Here is a 17730-nt window from a genome sequence, read left to right on the forward strand (position 1 = left end):
TTTGAGGACTATTTAAATTGATTTGTGATTAAATCAAGTAGTCGACCAATAAAAATGCAAAATATTATGCTGGAAACGCAACGTTGCTACTTGCTGTTTTGTCCGCGAATACCTTTCACGTTCTCATGTTTTTGTTTGCCGCTGATTTTTATACTCGTATTATAAACGGATACACTAATAATTTCATGTATATAAATCTGTAAATAAATTCTTTATCTTTTAAAAATTTAAAGAATAACCTATGTTAAAACTGGCTGAAATATTATTATTTATATCATTATACATTAAAATAGCTTCTAGTGGTCCGATAAATGACCTATAGCCTGCAGCCAATGCGACACCCCAAACGGAACTGTTCCCGTGATTCTCATCTATGATAATATTAGATTTAATAAAATCGTATTTCAGAAAGCTTGATGTAGCTGTTACAACAAGTTTTTTGGTAACGGAATAATGTAATCCTACTTGTGGAGCAATCACGCTTGAGCTAAAAATGGAATTAGTACGAAAACCAGGAAATAAGATCTGATTCCGTATTACCAAATCGTTGCCTCCGACAATAAAATCGTTGAGAAAAGGTTGCTTATTTCCAAAATGCATACCTGAATGTAATTTAAAAAATAGGGAATGTTTATGAATAGGCAAATAGTGAGCTGAATAATATTTTATCGAATAATATGCTTTTTTACTGAATAAGGGAGAAGATTGTGGCGTTGCTGAATTCCCATCATCATACTTAAAATCGGGGTGTTGATTATAGTTTACGCCGGCTTCAAAGTCAATAATATTACCACTGTTTGGATAGGAAGGACTATTTAAGTTATTAAAATGCAAATCAACGAATCCGGTAAGGAAATTGATTTTCCCATAAACCTTTGGGAATGTTTCTATCTCGGGTGAATATTTTAGATATTCATACCGAGAACCTATTCCTGCTGTAAAATTGCCCGTAATAAGCTTGTTGGCTTTTACCTCAAATGAAAAATGTTTTTGATTATATAGACCTGATTTTTTAAGATTCTCATTATATACGGATATGTCTGTATATTCTCCTTTTACAGTAGATTCCAGATACCAGTTTCTTTTGCTATTAAAGAAATAATGATTGCGGATATTAAACTGTGGATTTTCACCAATCGCAATTTCAGCAGAGGTTTCAGAAAATGGATTAGAATACCCCAATACCGTATAACCAAGTATCAATGCAATCCCTCGCTCTGAATTATAACTCAACCCCGTTTTAATAAGATGCTGCGGTTCTTTTTCAAAATTAATATTTACCGTTACACGGTCACTTTCATTGTTTGGTATAAACTCATAATTTATTTTTCTGAAATTTCCCGACCCAAAAACTTCCCTGATCTTATCGGAGAATACATCGGAGGTATAACTTTTATTATCTTGAAAATCCATCATATTCATAAAAAAATCGGCCTCTCTTTTACTGAGTCCGTTGGCATGAACTTTTGAAACAAACAATTCATTTGTCATTTTACGCTTCTCATTGTGTACGGGTTCTTTGCCATAAATTGCATCAAGCGAATCCTTGAACCGCTTCAACTGAGGATATATTTCTTTTCCTCTCTTGATCCCTAGGCTAATGATTTCATTTGAGGACGAAAAACTTGATGCATTGTATTTTTCAATGGGATAATCAACAAAAATGTCGGTAGATTTTACTTGCTGCTGAAAATCCTTATTCTCCTTATAGAATGCAAGTTGAGAAATCATCTGAAATGGATTATCGATATCTTTTCTTTGCAATAAAATACCCGAAACGGAACTTCCAATAACAAAATCCGCGCCCATATCCTTGACTTCTGACACTGGAAAATTCATGGCGATACCGCCGTCAATAAGGGTTTTTTCATCAATTTCGACTGGAGTAAAGGCGACTGGAATTGCCATACTTGCACGAATAGCTTTAACGATATTACCGTTTTTAAGAACTACGGCATCTCCATTTTCAATGTCTGCTGCAACACAGCGAAATCCTTTCTGAAATTTACTAAAATCGGCGGTTGTCAGGTAGGGAAAAAACAATTCGTTGAGCGTCAACCAAAGTTCATTGGATTCCAAAGCTCCTTTTCGGAAAGATACTTTCCCATCTATCAAAGGGATTTCAAGATATTTTCCCATGTTATTTTTCTTTGGGAGTATCAGTAAATCATAGGGTGATCTATTTGTGAGTATCTTATCCCAATCTATTTTGCGCGCAATATCTTCTATTTCTTGGCCGCTGTAACCCACAGCATAAAGTCCGCCAACAATAGCGCCCATACTCGTTCCTGTGACATAATCCACTTTAACTCCGGCCGAATCAATAGCCTGTAACAATCCTATGTGAGCAAGCCCTTTAGCACCACCGCCACTCAGGGTAAGCCCAATTTTGGGACGTTCGCTTTCTTGGGAAAAAGCAATATTACACACCAGGCATAAAAGAAATAGTAAATAGTTTTTCATTCGTAAAAGTTCAGTCGCCAGCTTCTTTTTGCGTATTTCTACTTATTGCAGTTGCCACTTTTTTTATATAAATCTTTAAACAGGCTTTTTATTTGTCTAAAAATCTGATATTTTTTTCTCTGATATAATTGTTTGTGAGCAAATGAGAAAACATCAAACTCAGCCATTTCTGCATATTTTGAGATAAGAATTGAATATTGATCAAAAGGTAAAGAGAGTCGATTCAAATTCTTAACTCTTCTCTGTTTAGTTGGTTTTTTGAATTTTAATCGATTAATGTCAACCAGGCAGAAATCAATTTTTCCTTTACTGTCTTTTGTCGTTAATATATTAGATGTATGTAGATCATAATGAAATACTTCCTTTTTATGAAGATTAAATAAAAACGCTCCCATAGCTTCTAAAAATGGCACATCAGAACTCTCTATTAGATGCTTATCGGTTGTTTCATGTTCCACAAAACAACTTATAAAATAAGAGTTCTTTAAGAATAATCCAGAGCTCTCTTCCACATAAGCAACGGGAAAAGGTGTACCTATTTTGAGATCCAATAATCTAAGGGCATTTTCATACGAGCGTCTGGCTTTAGATTTTCTAAGAAATTTATAAATAATCCTATTGGCTATGGTAATCTTTTTAAAAGATTTTACAACAAACTTATTTTTTTGGTATTCAAAAATCTTAATTTCATTTCTATGGTTTTGAATAATATGTCCCTGTGTAGCAAAATTGTCAATAGTGTCTGCTATAAATCCATTTAGATGTAAGTAATCTAAATGGATTTTCATCTTTCTCTTCATTTCTCATCAATTTTTCCATTATTAAATTTATAACAGCATCTTCTTTGTGATAAAATCATAAAATTTATCTCCCCGTTGTCTGAAGATAATGTGTTAGGTCAACTTGTATTCATTTTGCAGTTCTTCGATTTTTTCTTTAAGTTCTTTTAGTAATTTTTCGCGAAAAGCTTTTCAGTTTCTTTAGCCGAAAAAGTCTTACCATTCTTAGATGGCCTATAGAAATAAAGGCAAGAACTTACCGTTTTAGACTTGCTTAAAAATGCAATCATAGCTTTAAGATATTAAAGCTATGATCAACCAATTTTTTAGTTTTTAAAATAAGTAATCCCTTCCCGCTACACAAATGAGCTTCAATCTCTACCTGATTGGCGGACAGATGTGACTACTAGGAAATCCATCTCACTCTCAATAGTGACTTTCATTCCTAACGTTAATTACTATTGGATACTCATTCCTCCATCAATGATTTGCTCTGTCCCTGTTAGGTAGGAAGATTCATCAGATGCCAGAAATACAACCAGATTGCTTACCTCCGAAGTCTCAGCTAATCGACCCAATGGAATAAATTGTGTTGCACTTCCTCCGCCTTCGTCGGTAGCATCAGCCATCATTGGAGTTTTAATGAATCCTGGATGAACGGAATTTGCACGTATATTTTTATTTGCAAATTCAACCGCAACTGCCTTTGTCATTCCTCTAACAGCAAATTTGCTTCCCATATAAGCCAAACTCGGATAACCATAAATGGCCACTATACCTGCAATGGATGAGATATTAACGATAGAACCAATACCAGCCTTTATCATAGATGGCAAAGTATATTTCATGCCATAATAAACGCTGTCTTGATTAACTTCGATTACTTTTTGATACTGCTCTTCATCCAGTTCTATCGCATTGGCTATAGGCCCCAAAATACCAGCATTATTTACCAAAACATTCACCGGTCCAAACTTAAGTTCAGCTTGTTCAATAACATTTTTCCAGTCTTCAACTTTGCTTACATCTTGTTTTATAAACAGCGAATTGTCTAACCCTAATTCCTCAGCAATAGCATTGCCACGCGCTTCGTTAAGGTCTGTCAATACGACTTTTGCTCCCTCAGCAACAAATGCTCTTGCATGAGATTCTCCCATTCCTTGCGATGCTCCTGTAATTATTGCAATTTTTCCTTTTAAACGTTCCATAGTATTTGATTTTAAATGAATTGATTTATTAAATTATTTTTCTGAATTTTCTCTACGAGTAGAAGAATTTATAGTTTTTCACAAATTTCTTTTTTCTCATAAAATCTGACCGTTTTTTCGTTAGTCAGTTCCGGGATTATTAGTGCTTAATCTCTTTTTCTGTCTTCCAGGTGCTCATAATATTCTTCACGTAGATCTTCGATTTTATCTTTAAGTTCTTTAGTGATTTTTTGTGGTAAGTTTTTTAGTTTTTTTAGCATAAAAGCCATCGAAATCCCCGAAAAACCAACAAAAATGAAAGTAAGCGCAGTCATCACTACCAAAGACATTCCTGTAAACGTGGGATTGAAAATCAAAACAAAAGAAAACAGGATCCCTAGAACGCTTGCAATGGCAAGGTTGCCCCATTTCGATACGCCATAATTCTTCAGCTCAAAAGCAAATCCCAGCCCTTGGAAAGCACGGAACAGCAGACTGAACCCAATAAACATAGGAAGTGTAACGGCTGATATTTCAGGTTTTGTCACCAGTAGAATACCGATTGCCAGACTGAAAAGACCACTTATCAAATGCCAACCCCAACCTTCCAGTTCTTCCCTGTTTTGAATGGAGAACCAAGTTTCCAATAGCCCCGTAACAAGAAAAGAGAGGCTGAAAAGAACCGTTAATGTTGCATAGGTTTCCAAAGGTACCGTAAAGAGATAGATACCCAACACAACAAATAAAGCACCGATAATTGCCGGCACATACCAATATTTTACTGTTTTTCGAATTGTTTTAAAAAATGTTGCCATAGTCTTTGATTTTAATGTTTATGTTAATTGATTACTGAATTTATAACCCTTAATGCTATTGCCTCTGATTACTTTTCTGAATAAAATCAGTCTTCTGTAATTGAACTGTCCGTAATGGTGCGTTAATACAAAAATAAGTATGGGTATAATGAGCCAACACAGAGAGCCTAAGACTATTTTTAAAGAAGCCAGCATCGCATTGATCTGGGTTGTTCCATAGATGCTCATACCGTTGGCAAAATTTCCCGTATCCAGATGCATAGAAATATCGTTCAGGCTCTGCCATTGACCCTGATAAGTCGCCCAGCCGATGATAACTCCGCCAAAAGCGGTTGCAAGAAAAGTCCGTACCATCAGCAGAATACCGATAATACCGAGCATATCGTTCATTTCTAAATCCAGCGAGGCGTAAAACCAAATGCCTATAAAGAGAATACCCATTCCCGCACCTTTTAAAATCATGGGAATGTAGAAATATTCGATATTCATCTGTGGCTGTATAAGCAGGTAAAGCATCAGGGTATGCAGAAAGAATGCTATAAAGCCCGAAGCTATATAATATTTCAGGTTCCACTTGTTTTTAAAGCTATAAAAAGCAAAAACTCCTCCGATAACAATACCCGGGATCATCCATAAATTCAGTTTAGCGTTAATCAGGTTATTGTAACCTAAAACACCTACGGTATATTGAACAAAAATGCTTGTACTTGCAAGATAAACACCCAAAAACATCAGTAAGATAAGGCTATGCGAAATGTTTACTTTTTTAAGTATAAAATCAAATTTTATCAGTTTCCGCTTACGTGTTTTTTGTATTAATATAGTCGCCAATAACAATACTATTCCTAATAACAGCGCCCATATAATTAAAGACGAACTGAACCAACCTTGCTGACGCATAAAGGTAAGACCTACGTTAAAGCACATGGCAGAAATAGCTAACAATCCCAAGGATAACCAGTCAATCTGGTACAGGGGCATTTTGAAAGAGAAACGCTGGTTGTGTTGAAATATTAAAGATAAAGCAGCAATAACAAGCATCAGTGCGGCCATAAAGAAATAAGGAGCTTGCCAGCTGCTGGTAAAGACAAGATTGGACATTAGATAAGCAGATAATTGCCCGATGCCTATTGTCAAAGGATAGAATATTGCGTAGAATTTTCCTCTGTCTCCTGTCGGAGATAAAATAAACATAACGGGCAAAATCATCTCAATCATTGGAAACATTTTAAAGAAGCCAATAAAAAAACTTGCTGTAACAACCACCAACGGATTGTCTGTTGTTCCGATCACAAAAGAAAGTATGGCTAATATGATAGCACTGCCGGCAATGATTTCTTTTGAACGGAAACGCATTTTTATACGTAAGACGATCATAACAGCGATAGCCATACCAATTGTGGTGGCGTTGTTTGCCAGCGAAATATATTCCGAATAGGTTGCCAGTGCTCCCGCGATATCTGTCGTATTGCTAGTATAAACCCCCATCACCGCTAACATCGGAAACAGGAAGATTATAATTAGCAGCAACATGAGCGGTTTAGGAACCCAGTCGGCAAACGGACCTTTATTGTACATAATGTTGTTACTTTAAGGTTACTTCTACATTCATTCCTGTTCGAAGCAATTTCACTTCCTCAGGTTTATTGTTTTCTGTAAATTCAATCCGAACAGGGATACGTTGTTGTACTTTTACAAAATTTCCCGTTGAATTGTCCACAGGCACAGCCGCATATCTAGCTCCGGTAGCTCCTGAAACAGCTGTTATTTTCCCTTCAAATTCTTTCCCGCCCAAAGCATCTACTTTTATTTTTGCCAAACCACCGATAGTTACTTTTTCCATTTGTTTTTCACGGTAATTAGCTGTAATCCAAACATTGTTATCATCTACAATCGTAGCCACCTGTTGGCCTGGACTTAACAACTGACCGATATTTATGGTTCTTCTTCCCATAATTCCATCGTGCGGGGCAGTAATCACCGTGTAAGAAAGATTGAGCTTTGCCATTTCAAGTGCATTTTCGGCACGTTTTATTTCGGCATCGTTCATTCCTAATCTGGATTGCACTTCGTTTACGGACAATTCACTGGTTGTTTTGGAATTAATAACAGATTGATATTGCGAAACCTGAGCTTGCAACTGGGCCTTTTGGGCATCATAATCCGTTTTTACCTGGTCGAATTGCTGGCGTGTTACCGCTTCGTCTTTCAGCAGGTTTTGATAACGGTTGAAATTTTGTTCCGTATTCCACAGCCGGGCTTCTGCCGCTTCAATGTTTGCTTTCGCTGCGGCAACATTTGCGCCTACGGTATTCACATTATTGCTTGCTGTTATTACCGATGTAGCAGTTGCGTTTCTGGAAGCCTGCGCAGCCATATAAGCAGCTTCGGCCTGTCCTAGCTGAGTTTGTATTTCCCTGTCGTCCAAAATAACGAGCGTATCTCCTTTTTTGACATACTGATGGTCAACAAACCTGATTTCCTTTATATAAGCCGAAACACGGGTGTTGATAGGATTGATGAAAGATTCTACCTGAGCAGAGTTGGTATAACGTTCATTTCCTACGTTAAAATAGGATTTCACGACCCAATACAGACCTATGAGAACAAATACCAGAATTACCATATTGATGACCCTTCCCTTGGTGTTCTTATTCTTATGGTTTGATTTTTTAGGCTTTTCGGTATCTTTCTGTGCAGGTTGCTGCGCTGTACTTTCTTGTGTTTTATCTTGTGACATTACTTTGTTTATTTGAATTTGAAAAAATGGATAAGGAGGTAATTATAGCTTTCCGCTTTCTTTTAAAAGTTTGTAATAAGCGAAAATGATGTTTATATCAGAGTTTGTGTATTGCAATTCCGCATCTAATTTTGCATTACTTGCATCTATCATATCCAGCAAAATTGCCAACTGATTATTGTATTTACTTTCCATAATCCGGTAATTTTCATCCGCTAATTCTTGGTTTTTCTCCAGGGTTTTATTTTGAGTGATGCTCTCTTTGTATTTAATATAAGCGGCATTTACGGCAACGCCGATCATTTGTTCGGTTTCATAAGCTTGGGCTTCGGCTCTTTCCACTTCATATTTATTTAGCCGGATTTCTTTTGAAGTTTTATAGAGAGAACCGATATCATAACTAAGTGATAATCCCACATTCCAGCCGTTGGAATACATATCCAGAACTGGAGATGAAGTCGTGATCGGCCGTTGAAGACTGTTTCCTGCAAAAGCTACCAAAGCGGGCATACGCTCTGATTTGGTGATTTTTTCAGAAGTTTCATAGATTTCTACTGATTTTTGAGCCATTAATAGAGAAGGATGGCTTTGTACATCGTTCTGATTTATCTCTAAAAGGGGAATCTCTGGATGCTCTCTTAAAGCCGAATCATCGGCCACAATCTGCGTTTCTTCGGGCAAGCCCATCGCTACCGTAAGCTGTTTATTTAAAATCTGTATGTTGTTCTCAATCACCTGTAAAGTGAGATTTAGATTGGAAATCTGTAGCTCACCACGGATAACATCATTCCGAGTCACCATTCCTTGCTCATAGAAACGGTTGATATTCTCTATACGTTGCTGAGCAAGTGCTATATTCTGGCGATAAACATCGGCCTGATTTTGCAGTTTATATAAGTCCAAATAGTACCCTAAAGCAAGTAGTTTGATATTTTGCTCATTAGAGAGATGACTAAGAGATGCTAAATCTTCCTGAAGTGATTTTACCTGAATCGTATTTCGCACGATATTTCCCTTCCAAATCAATTGTGTTGCTTCTAAGGATAGGGTGTTTCCGAAGTGTGGCATATCGATTTTTGTTGCGTTGGAAAAGTCTTTGTCTAAAATAGTTGCATCTCCAATATATAAGGCGTTAGCACTAATATTAAGATCAGGAAGCTGCATATTCCTAGCGACTTTGACATCTTGTTCGGCGATTTTGAAATTTGCTTTAGAGACGGATAAAGACGGATTGTTTTCTAAAGTCAGCGAGAAAAGCTCCGCAATAGTAATCTTTTTCTCCAAGTTTTTTTGGGCAAATAAAGAACCCGAAAAAGACACACAGATTATCAAAAACAGATAACTGATTGGTTTTGTTTTCATTGTATTCTACGTTTATAAATTCTACGGTGCAAAATTCGAAATAATCGTAGTTTTTAAAAAGGTTGAGAAAACAGGGAAAGAGGTTCAAATGGTATTTGCTGAAGCGATATTTTTTCTAAAGTTGCGAGGACTTAATCCAGTATGTTTCTTAAAAAATTTTCCAAAGGCATATTGATCCGAAAAATTAAGCTGGTCTGCTATAATGGAAATATTCAGCTCGGTAGTGGTCAGCTTCAGTTTTGCCTCATCCAAAAGTGTGTTTGCAATTAAGACTCGAGGTGCAATTCCAGTGACCTCTTTAACACAAACCGACAGGTATTTAATGGATATAAAAAGCTTGTCCGCATAAAACTTCAATTCTCTTTCTCTAGTGAAATGACTGGAGAGCAGATCTAAAAAACTTATCACAATAGCTTCTTTTCTCGTATTTTGTTCTATATTCAGAGGGTTATTTTTCATTATGGCATCCACAACCATATAAACAATAACAGTAAAATTATGAATAACAACTTGCTCGTTAAATTTTGAATAATCAGGATTTTTCAAGTAAAAATCTAACTGCTTAGCGATATTCCAAAAATGGCTAAATGCTTCTTTGGACAGTGAATATGAAACCTTACTTTGCTCCATGTTCATCAGTTGAATCACGGAAAACTTATTGAAGCTTACATTGATTCGCTCTTTTAAAGCTTCCTGCTTATATAAAATAAAATATGCCTTGAGGTGTTCTGAACAATGAATGAGTTTATACATTTTCATCGGAGAGAACAAGATCAATTCTGAACTTTGATACGTCGTCCGCAAACTATTCACTTCAAGCTCAATAGTGCCTTTTTGAATTAAAAGAAAACATGACTGTGAAGGCCGAACGAGTTCTCCTTCAACTACTTTATCAAGTATGATTCTTTCATCAAAGATTTTAAGCATTTATTTTATTGAAGTGTTTACAATTTTTTTCAAATATAAAGATTTATAAACGACCTTATGAACAACATGGATAACCTTACAAATCGACCCACGCTGGTGCGCGAGTCCCCTCGCGTTCCTTACAACTTAAATTATAATTCACCCCCACTATAAAGAAATCCCCCTGTAAGCTTCCCTTAAAACCGAACTGTTTAAAAGTAGAATAATTATCTTAATTTTAAACAGTATTATGAGACGAAGTAAATTTTCACCGCAACAGATTGCAAAGATTTTAAAGGAATTCGACAACGGAAAGAGTGTTGATGAGATCAGCCGTGAGCACGGGGTCAGCCCTGCCACCTTCTACAAGTGGCGTTCAAGGTATGCCGGAATGAGCTCCAAGGAGCTCAAGCGCCTCAAGGAGCTGGAAGAAGAGAACGCCCGGCTCAAACAGATGTATGCCACCTTGGCCCTTGACCACCAGATGGCCAAGGAGATCATCGAAAAAAAGCTCTAAAGCCCTGCAGGAAGCGAACCATTGCCAAGGAACTTATTCATTACGGCATCTGCAGGGCGTGCCGTGTGCTCAACATGAGCAAGAGTGTTTATTATTATAGGCCTTTGCCCAAGGATGACAGCGAGATAGAACAAGCCTTGCAACAAAAGGCAAAGGAACATTCAGAGGAAGGTTTTTGGAAGGCCTATGACCGTTTGCGCGAAGAGGGGAAACCCTGGAACCACAAGCGCATGCACCGCGTCTATGTGGCATTGGGGCTCCCCTTGCGCAGAAAGGTGAAGAAACGCTTGCCCGCAAGGGTAAAGGAGCCTTTAGAGGTTCCGAATGAACTCAACCATACCTGGAGTATGGATTTTGTAACAGACGTCCTGGAGAACAAAAGACGCTTTAGGGCATTTAATATAATTGATGACTTTAACAGAGAGGCGCTCCATATTGAGGTAGACTTCTCCCTGACGAGCAACCGCGTGGTCTGGGTGCTCAACCACCTTATCAACAAAAAGGGCAAGCCAAAAGAGATACGGATGGACAACGGCCCTGAATTTATAGCCAAGATCGCCTCGGAATGGAGCATGATGCACGATATCGAGTTCAAGTACATACAGCCGGGGAAGCCCACGCAAAATGCATTTGTGGAAAGGTTCAATGGGAGTTACAGAAGAGGGGTACTAAACAAATACATCTTTGAAAACATAGACCAGGTAAGGGAACAGACACAGATATGGATGCACGATTACAACCATCACCGCCCACACGATGGGCTGGGTAAAATCCCGCCAATAAAATATGCGGAACTTAATTCTCTTGGGGCTAGCCCCAAGAGAATTAAAAATAATAAGTTTGTAGAAGTATTAGAAGAATGAGCAGTTCTAATTAGGGGAAGCTTACACCAAATTGCATATCTTCATTAAAGTTATCTGGATATAGAAGGATGCCACTTAAATTAGTGTAATGCCATTCTTTAAAGCCAAAAACAGGAATCACAGCACTTACTACAATCAAAATTTTGTCTAATTCTTCCAATTCAAACTGTACACCCTCTATATAAACCTCACTTAAAAACTGCATCATCCGTTGTTGAAAAACAAGTTGCCTGCCTTTAGAAAGATTTCTATAATAAAGAACATTCTCCAACAATAATTTGTGCCAATGATATGGAAAAGGTTGGACTCTCCGACGTTTTGCTTTTCGATAAAAATGAATAACAAACAGGAGAATCACAACCTAAATTAAAACATAAGCCATATTGAAAGAGGAATTAATCCACAGGTTCAGCTTTAAAGCCTACTTTTTGCAATGTTGTCTTTATATCTTCTTCTGAAGCACCATCACTTTCTATGGTTAAAATTTTATCAGGATTGGCGGTATCCACTTTCCAACTTTCAACACCTTCTTGCTTATTTAAAAAAGGAGTTACTTTTGAAACACAACCACCACAATTGATATTCGTTTTAAATTTTAAAGTTTTCATCGTATTTGAATTTATAATTAATATTAAAGGTTTACTCGTTTAAGTCTTAAACTATTTGCAACTACAGAGACACTACTGAATGCCATTGCTGCTCCTGCAATCATTGGGTCTAATAAGAACCCATTTACTGGATACAGAACTCCTACCGCAATTGGGATTCCAATAATATTATAGATGAATGCCCAAAATAGATTCTGACGTATGCCCAATACGGTTCTTTTTGATAGTTCCAACGCTTTTGGAATAGATTGCAAATCAGACGTTATCAATGTCATTTTCGCAACGTCCATTGCTATGTCCGAACCTTTACCCATTGCGATACTTACATTGGCTTGTGCCAAAGCGTGGGAATCATTGATGCCATCACCAACCATAGCTACTATCTTACCATCAGCTTGCAGTTTTTCCACAAAAGCTGCTTTCTCTGAAGGCATCACTTCGCCTTGGTAATTTGTTATCCCTAATTGTTTTGCGACAGCAGATGCGGTTTTATTATTATCTCCTGTAAGCATATAGACATCAATGCCTCGTTCTTGAAGCGTTGCTATGGCCTTTTTTGAAGTTTGCTTAATCTTGTCTGCAATAGCGAGTATCGCCAGCACTTGTTCATCATTTCCATAGAAAATGACTGTTTTCGCTTGCTCTTCGAGGCTTTCTGCTGTTTGCATTAAGGTAGCGTCAATTTGAATATTTTTCTCAAACATTAGTTTATGATTCCCCACATAGTATTTCGACCCATTTTTTGCTTGAGCTTTCACACCCATCCCTGTAATACTTTCAAACGAAGCAATATCCACTTTTTCAATATTTTCATTTTTTAAGTGGTTGACTACCGCTTCAGCCAAAGGATGTTCTGATTGTGCTTCTATTGCCAAAAGAATTTGTTTGTATTGATTTTGATTTTCAAGTTTATCCTTCCAAAGTATATCAGTTACTAACGGTTTCCCTTCTGTAATTGTGCCTGTTTTGTCGAGAATGACCGCATTCACTTTATGACCGAGTTCTAAACTCTCGGCATCTTTTATAAGAATATTGTTTTCTGCACCTTTACCAATACCCACCATAATGGCAGTAGGTGTTGCCAAACCTAACGCACAAGGACAGGCTATAACCAATACTGCTACAGATGTCAACAAGGCTTGTGAAAATGCATTATCCCCTCCAGCCGACATCCAAACAATAAAGGTAATAACAGAAATCCCTAATACAATCGGAACAAATATTCCTGCGATTTTATCAACTAGTTTCTGTACAGGTGCTTTACTTCCTTGGGCTTCCTGAACCATTTTAATGATTTGGGAAAGCAAGGTTTCTCCACCTACTTTTTCAGCAATAAATTGGAAACTACCTTTTTGGTTTACCGTACCCGCAAATACTTTTCCACCATCTGATTTTTCTACTGGAACTGGTTCTCCCGTAATCATACTTTCATCTACATAAGAGCTTCCTTTAGACACCAACCCATCTACAGGAATTTTATCTCCAGGTTTTACCAAAATAGTTTGACCTACTTGCACAGTCGAAATAGGAATCTCCTTTTCTTCCCCATTCTCAATAATCTTTAGCGTTTTGGGTTGTAAACCCATCAGCTTTTTAATGGCTGAAGAGGTATTGGATTTTGCCTTTTCTTCCAAGAGTTTCCCCAAGGAAATAAAGGTTATAATGACAGTAGCCGCCTCATAATAGACGTGAGGCTCGATACCACGACTCAACCAAAATTCAGGAAAAAAGGTGTTGAAAACACTAAACAAAAATGCAATTCCGGTACTCAAGGCCACCAAGGTATCCATATTCGCCTTACCGTGTTTGGCTTGCTTGAAAGCATTGATAAAAAAGCTACGCCCGAACCAAAAAAGAATGGGAAAGGCCAATACCAATGAAATCCACTTACCTGGTTCCCATTGCATAAAAAACATTCCTAATACAAAAATTGGAAGCGTAAGAATGGCTGACCAAATAGTGCGATTTTTTATGTCTTGATAGTGCTTTTGCTGTAGTTCTTGTTGTACTTCCGAAGGATTCTCCGCATCAATGATAATATCATAGCCCACTTCGCGAAGTGCATTTTGAAGTTGATTAGGACTCAACTCTTTGTCGTACTCTACAAGAACAGAGCTATTGGCAAAATTTACGCTTGCATCAAAAACGCCTTTCGTATGTTTTAATACAGATTCAACGCTTGCTGCACACGATGCGCAGGTCATTCCTGTAACCGGGAATGATTCTTTTATTCCTTGTTTATGGCTCTTTTCTTTGGTTTCAAATATGTTAATTGTCTCCATAGTCCTATTCTAATTTGTACTCTGCAAATTTCAGGATTAAAAGACTTTAATGTATTATGTTATTTGCTGAATGATTTGTAGAATTTGCTGAATTCGGTTCATCTATTGCAAAAGCGTTGTATCTAAACAGATATAAAATACTTTAGGAACTGTAAGAACAGTACAAAGCAGATTAACAGGATAACAACGATTAGAATACCAATCCAAATTATTTTATCTTTTTTGGTAATGCTATTTTTTACAGACGGTACTTTAGTGTTTTTTTTATTTCGTCTATCTCGTCTATTTCGTCTATTTTCTAACATAGAATATCATTTTTGCTATGAACCAACCAACCAATCAACCACTTCCACTTCATCTGCTGTAACCCCAAAAACCACTTGGAACATTATATTCTCGTAGTTCATCAATGCTTATGAATATTCCCTTTTAGCACAAAATAGTATAATAGGAATGCGGTTATTACCACAAAGATTATTGCAAGAATCCCATTGAACTTATCTTTTTTTGTGATTTTGTTATTCGATGATTTACTAACCTTTTTATTTCTTTTATTTCTCTGTTTTTGATACATCTTTTTTGATTATTTCCACTTCATCTTCTGCAACCTAACTGCATTCAATATTGCTAACAAAGCCACACCAACATCCGCAAACACAGCCTCCCACATTGTCGCCAGGCCTCCTGCTCCCAAAACAAGTACCACAGCTTTTACTCCAAAAGCAAGCGCAATATTTTGATATACAATACGTCTGGTTGAACGACCAATTTTAATTGCTTTTGCAATTTTGCTCGGTTGGTCTGTTTGGATGATAACGTCTGCCGTTTCTATCGCTACATCACTTCCCAAGCCGCCCATTGCGATACCAACATCGCTTACTGCCAATACTGGGGCATCGTTGATGCCATCGCCAATGAAAGCTACTCTTCCGTCATTTTCGGACATTAGTTTTTCGACTTCCTTCAATTTATCTTCTGGAAGCAATCCACCTTTTGCCCAATCTACACCCATTTCTTTGGCAACTTGTTGAGTAATGGAATCCTTATCGCCCGAAAGCATTATGATTTTTGAAATACCCGATTCCCGAATTTGATTAATGGCTTCGTGGGCATCATCCTTTAACTCGTCTGCAATGATTACATAGCCTGCAAATTTGCCTTCAATGGAAACCATCACGATAGATTCTACAATGTTGTCGGTTTCAGATGGAACTTCGATATTGTTTGAAATCATCAATGGTTTATTCCCAACCAATACGGTTTTGCCGTTTACTGTTCCCTTTAAGCCTTTTCCTGCTACTTCACTTACTTCGGAAGCTTGAAAATCTTCGCCATCGGCTTTATAATCCATAATTGCCTTGGCAATGGGATGGGTAGATTGTTCTTCCATCGCCATTAGGTATTTCATAAATTCAGGTTCTTTCCAGCCAATGGCTTTTATTTCTTTGATTTTAAAAACACCTTTGGTTACAGTTCCTGTTTTGTCCATAACAACGGTATTAACCTTCGTCATTTCATCCAAATAAGATGCGCCTTTGAACAAAATCCCGTTTTTTGAAGCTGCTCCCAATCCACCAAAATAGCCCAACGGAATAGAGATAACCAAAGCACACGGACAGGAAATAACCAAGAAAATCAATGCTCTATACAACCAATCGCTAAAAACATAATCGTCCACAAAAAAGTAAGGTAGAAATGTCAAGGCAATTGCCAAGAATACCACGATAGGCGTATAGATTTTTGCAAACTTTCTAATGAACAATTCGGTCTTTGATTTCCGTGCGGTGGCGTTTTGCACCATATCCAAAATTCTTGCAATAGAACTATCCTTAAATTCTTTAGTAGTTTTTATTTCAATTACACCGTCCAAGTTTATGCTTCCAGCAAATACTTTTTCGCCTTTTGCAATGGTATCAGGTTTGCTTTCGCCCGTTAATGCTGCGGTATTGAACGAGCCTTTTTCGGACAATAAAATACCATCTAAAGGAATTTTTTCGCCCACACGTACTTGCACTTTTTCGCCAATAGCAACGGTTTCGGGATTTACAGAAACATAATTGTTGTCCCGATAAACCAAAGCTTCATTGGGTCTTACATCCAGTAATGCCTTGATGCTTCCTTTGGCTCTTTTAACCGCGGCACTTTGGAATAATTCGCCTACCGCATAAAACAACATTACTGCCACACCTTCCGGATATTCGCCAATGGCGAATGCACCTATGGTTGCGATGGACATCAATAGAAATTCGGTAAAGAAATCGCCATTTTTGATGCTGTTCCAACCTTCCTTTATCACAGGAAAACCTACAGGAAGGTATGCGACTGCATACCAGACGATACGTATCCAATCTTTAAAAAATGCTACGTCAAAATAATCCATCGCAATGCCAATAATCAGCATTACAAAGCTGAAAATTGCTGGTACATAAACTTTAAATTTCCCTATGCTTTCTGCGCTGCTTTGGTTGTGGGCATCATTGCGCTTGTGAGTATCTGAAGAAGTTTTATTCAAATCTCTTAAATTGACTTTCTTTTTTTTCATTAGTTTGATAATAATTTTATTTTAATTCACAGTTATTCCAATCTCAACACCAATTGCGCAAACTGCACTTCTATGGTATCATCGATACCCTCTATTAAGAAATCCAAACCAGTATTTGAAACCAATAATTGTCCGGTTGCACTTATCAAGCAGGACATACTTACTCCTTGTTCTATATGGGTAATGGTTGCTTTAAATTGTGATTTAAAGGATTTTCCTTGATAAGTAACATCTATCAGCCAATTAAAGTTGATAGGGTCGTGCCGTTTTGATAAAAAATCCTGTGATGGAATAGTGCCCGTGAACCGAAGCATCAAAGGGGCTTCCTGCTGTTGTAAAATGGTATTGATTTCAGGAATATCTGTTGATAAAGTCTTAAGGTCGAGTACACCATTAACCACTTTGGAATCATAATCAAGATATAAGGCCAATTTATGGCTTTCTGCCTTGACGGGTTTAGAGTTAACCAAAGTCATCATCATAATATGACCTTCTTCAGTTGTATAAATTTTTTGGGCGTTTACTTTATAATAACTAACCAACAAGATTATTAAAATACAATGTTTAACATTCATAATATCCATCTTTAATTGTATAATTAAAAAAAAGCAGCTTCTACTTTTGCTTTTAATGCTATTAATCATTTTGCTTTAAGAAGCATCATAA

General features: G+C 37.2%; 14 protein-coding genes. 1 reads left to right on the plus strand and 13 read right to left on the minus strand.

The genetic code is table 11. The features are described from left to right. Positions 1-219: 219 nt before the first annotated feature. The 8 genes from K8089_RS06910 to K8089_RS06945 form a co-directional block, all read right to left on the minus strand. Complete coding sequence (locus K8089_RS06910) at positions 220-2463, minus strand: patatin-like phospholipase family protein (protein ID WP_237602558.1); 2244 nt, start codon at positions 2461-2463, stop codon at positions 220-222. Between the two features lie 38 nt (positions 2464-2501). After that, positions 2502-3263 carry a lipopolysaccharide kinase InaA family protein gene (locus tag K8089_RS06915; RefSeq protein ID WP_237602559.1) on the minus strand — a complete coding sequence of 254 codons (762 nt, stop codon included), beginning with the start codon at positions 3261-3263 and terminating at the stop codon, positions 2502-2504. Between the two features lie 437 nt (positions 3264-3700). Beyond that, complete coding sequence (locus K8089_RS06920; RefSeq protein ID WP_076698141.1) at positions 3701-4450, minus strand: SDR family NAD(P)-dependent oxidoreductase; 750 nt, start codon at positions 4448-4450, stop codon at positions 3701-3703. Positions 4451-4596: 146 nt separating this feature from the next. After that, the gene (locus tag K8089_RS06925; RefSeq protein WP_237602560.1) at positions 4597-5244 is read right to left on the minus strand and encodes an HdeD family acid-resistance protein; all 648 of its coding nucleotides are present in this window, start codon (positions 5242-5244) and stop codon (positions 4597-4599) included. Between the two features lie 18 nt (positions 5245-5262). After that, positions 5263-6822 (minus strand): MFS transporter, encoded by a 1560-nt coding sequence (locus K8089_RS06930; RefSeq protein ID WP_237602561.1) that lies wholly within the window; start codon positions 6820-6822, stop codon positions 5263-5265. Between the two features lie 7 nt (positions 6823-6829). Continuing rightward, a complete protein-coding gene (locus tag K8089_RS06935; RefSeq protein ID WP_237602562.1) occupies positions 6830-7984 on the minus strand; it encodes an HlyD family secretion protein in 1155 nt (384 codons plus the stop codon). 42 nt (positions 7985-8026) lie between these two features. Continuing rightward, positions 8027-9346, minus strand: a complete 1320-nt coding sequence (locus K8089_RS06940) for a TolC family protein (RefSeq protein ID WP_237602563.1) — start codon at positions 9344-9346, stop codon at positions 8027-8029. An 84-nt stretch (positions 9347-9430) separates the two neighbouring features. Further along, positions 9431-10273, minus strand: a complete 843-nt coding sequence (locus K8089_RS06945; RefSeq protein ID WP_237602564.1) for a helix-turn-helix domain-containing protein — start codon at positions 10271-10273, stop codon at positions 9431-9433. 229 nt (positions 10274-10502) lie between these two features. On the opposite strand from K8089_RS06945, the gene K8089_RS06950 reads away from it, so the two are divergent. Next, positions 10503-11632, plus strand: a protein-coding gene (locus K8089_RS06950; protein ID WP_237602565.1) for an IS3 family transposase whose coding sequence is annotated in 2 segments (ribosomal slippage) — positions 10503-10764 and positions 10764-11632 — 1131 coding nt in all. Because the reading frame shifts where the segments join, the coding sequence is not laid out codon by codon here. 10 nt (positions 11633-11642) lie between these two features. Here the strand turns inward: K8089_RS06950 and K8089_RS06955 are convergent. From K8089_RS06955 to K8089_RS06975, 5 genes are all read right to left on the minus strand, one after another. Continuing rightward, entirely contained in the window at positions 11643-11990 is a 348-nt protein-coding gene (locus tag K8089_RS06955; protein ID WP_338149240.1) for a zinc-dependent peptidase, read from the minus strand. A gap of 37 nt (positions 11991-12027) precedes the next feature. Beyond that, positions 12028-12240 carry a heavy-metal-associated domain-containing protein gene (locus tag K8089_RS06960; RefSeq protein WP_163518177.1) on the minus strand — a complete coding sequence of 71 codons (213 nt, stop codon included), beginning with the start codon at positions 12238-12240 and terminating at the stop codon, positions 12028-12030. A gap of 23 nt (positions 12241-12263) precedes the next feature. Further along, positions 12264-14522 carry a heavy metal translocating P-type ATPase gene (locus K8089_RS06965; RefSeq protein WP_237602567.1) on the minus strand — a complete coding sequence of 753 codons (2259 nt, stop codon included), beginning with the start codon at positions 14520-14522 and terminating at the stop codon, positions 12264-12266. A 583-nt stretch (positions 14523-15105) separates the two neighbouring features. Beyond that, a complete protein-coding gene (locus K8089_RS06970; protein ID WP_237602568.1) occupies positions 15106-17064 on the minus strand; it encodes a heavy metal translocating P-type ATPase in 1959 nt (652 codons plus the stop codon). A gap of 32 nt (positions 17065-17096) precedes the next feature. Next, positions 17097-17639, minus strand: a complete 543-nt coding sequence (locus tag K8089_RS06975) for a hypothetical protein (protein ID WP_045079774.1) — start codon at positions 17637-17639, stop codon at positions 17097-17099. Between the last annotated feature and the right edge of the window lie 91 nt (positions 17640-17730).

The sequence above is a fragment of the Aequorivita vitellina genome, assembly GCF_022008365.1.
In the GTDB taxonomy this organism is placed as follows: domain Bacteria; phylum Bacteroidota; class Bacteroidia; order Flavobacteriales; family Flavobacteriaceae; genus Aequorivita; species Aequorivita vitellina.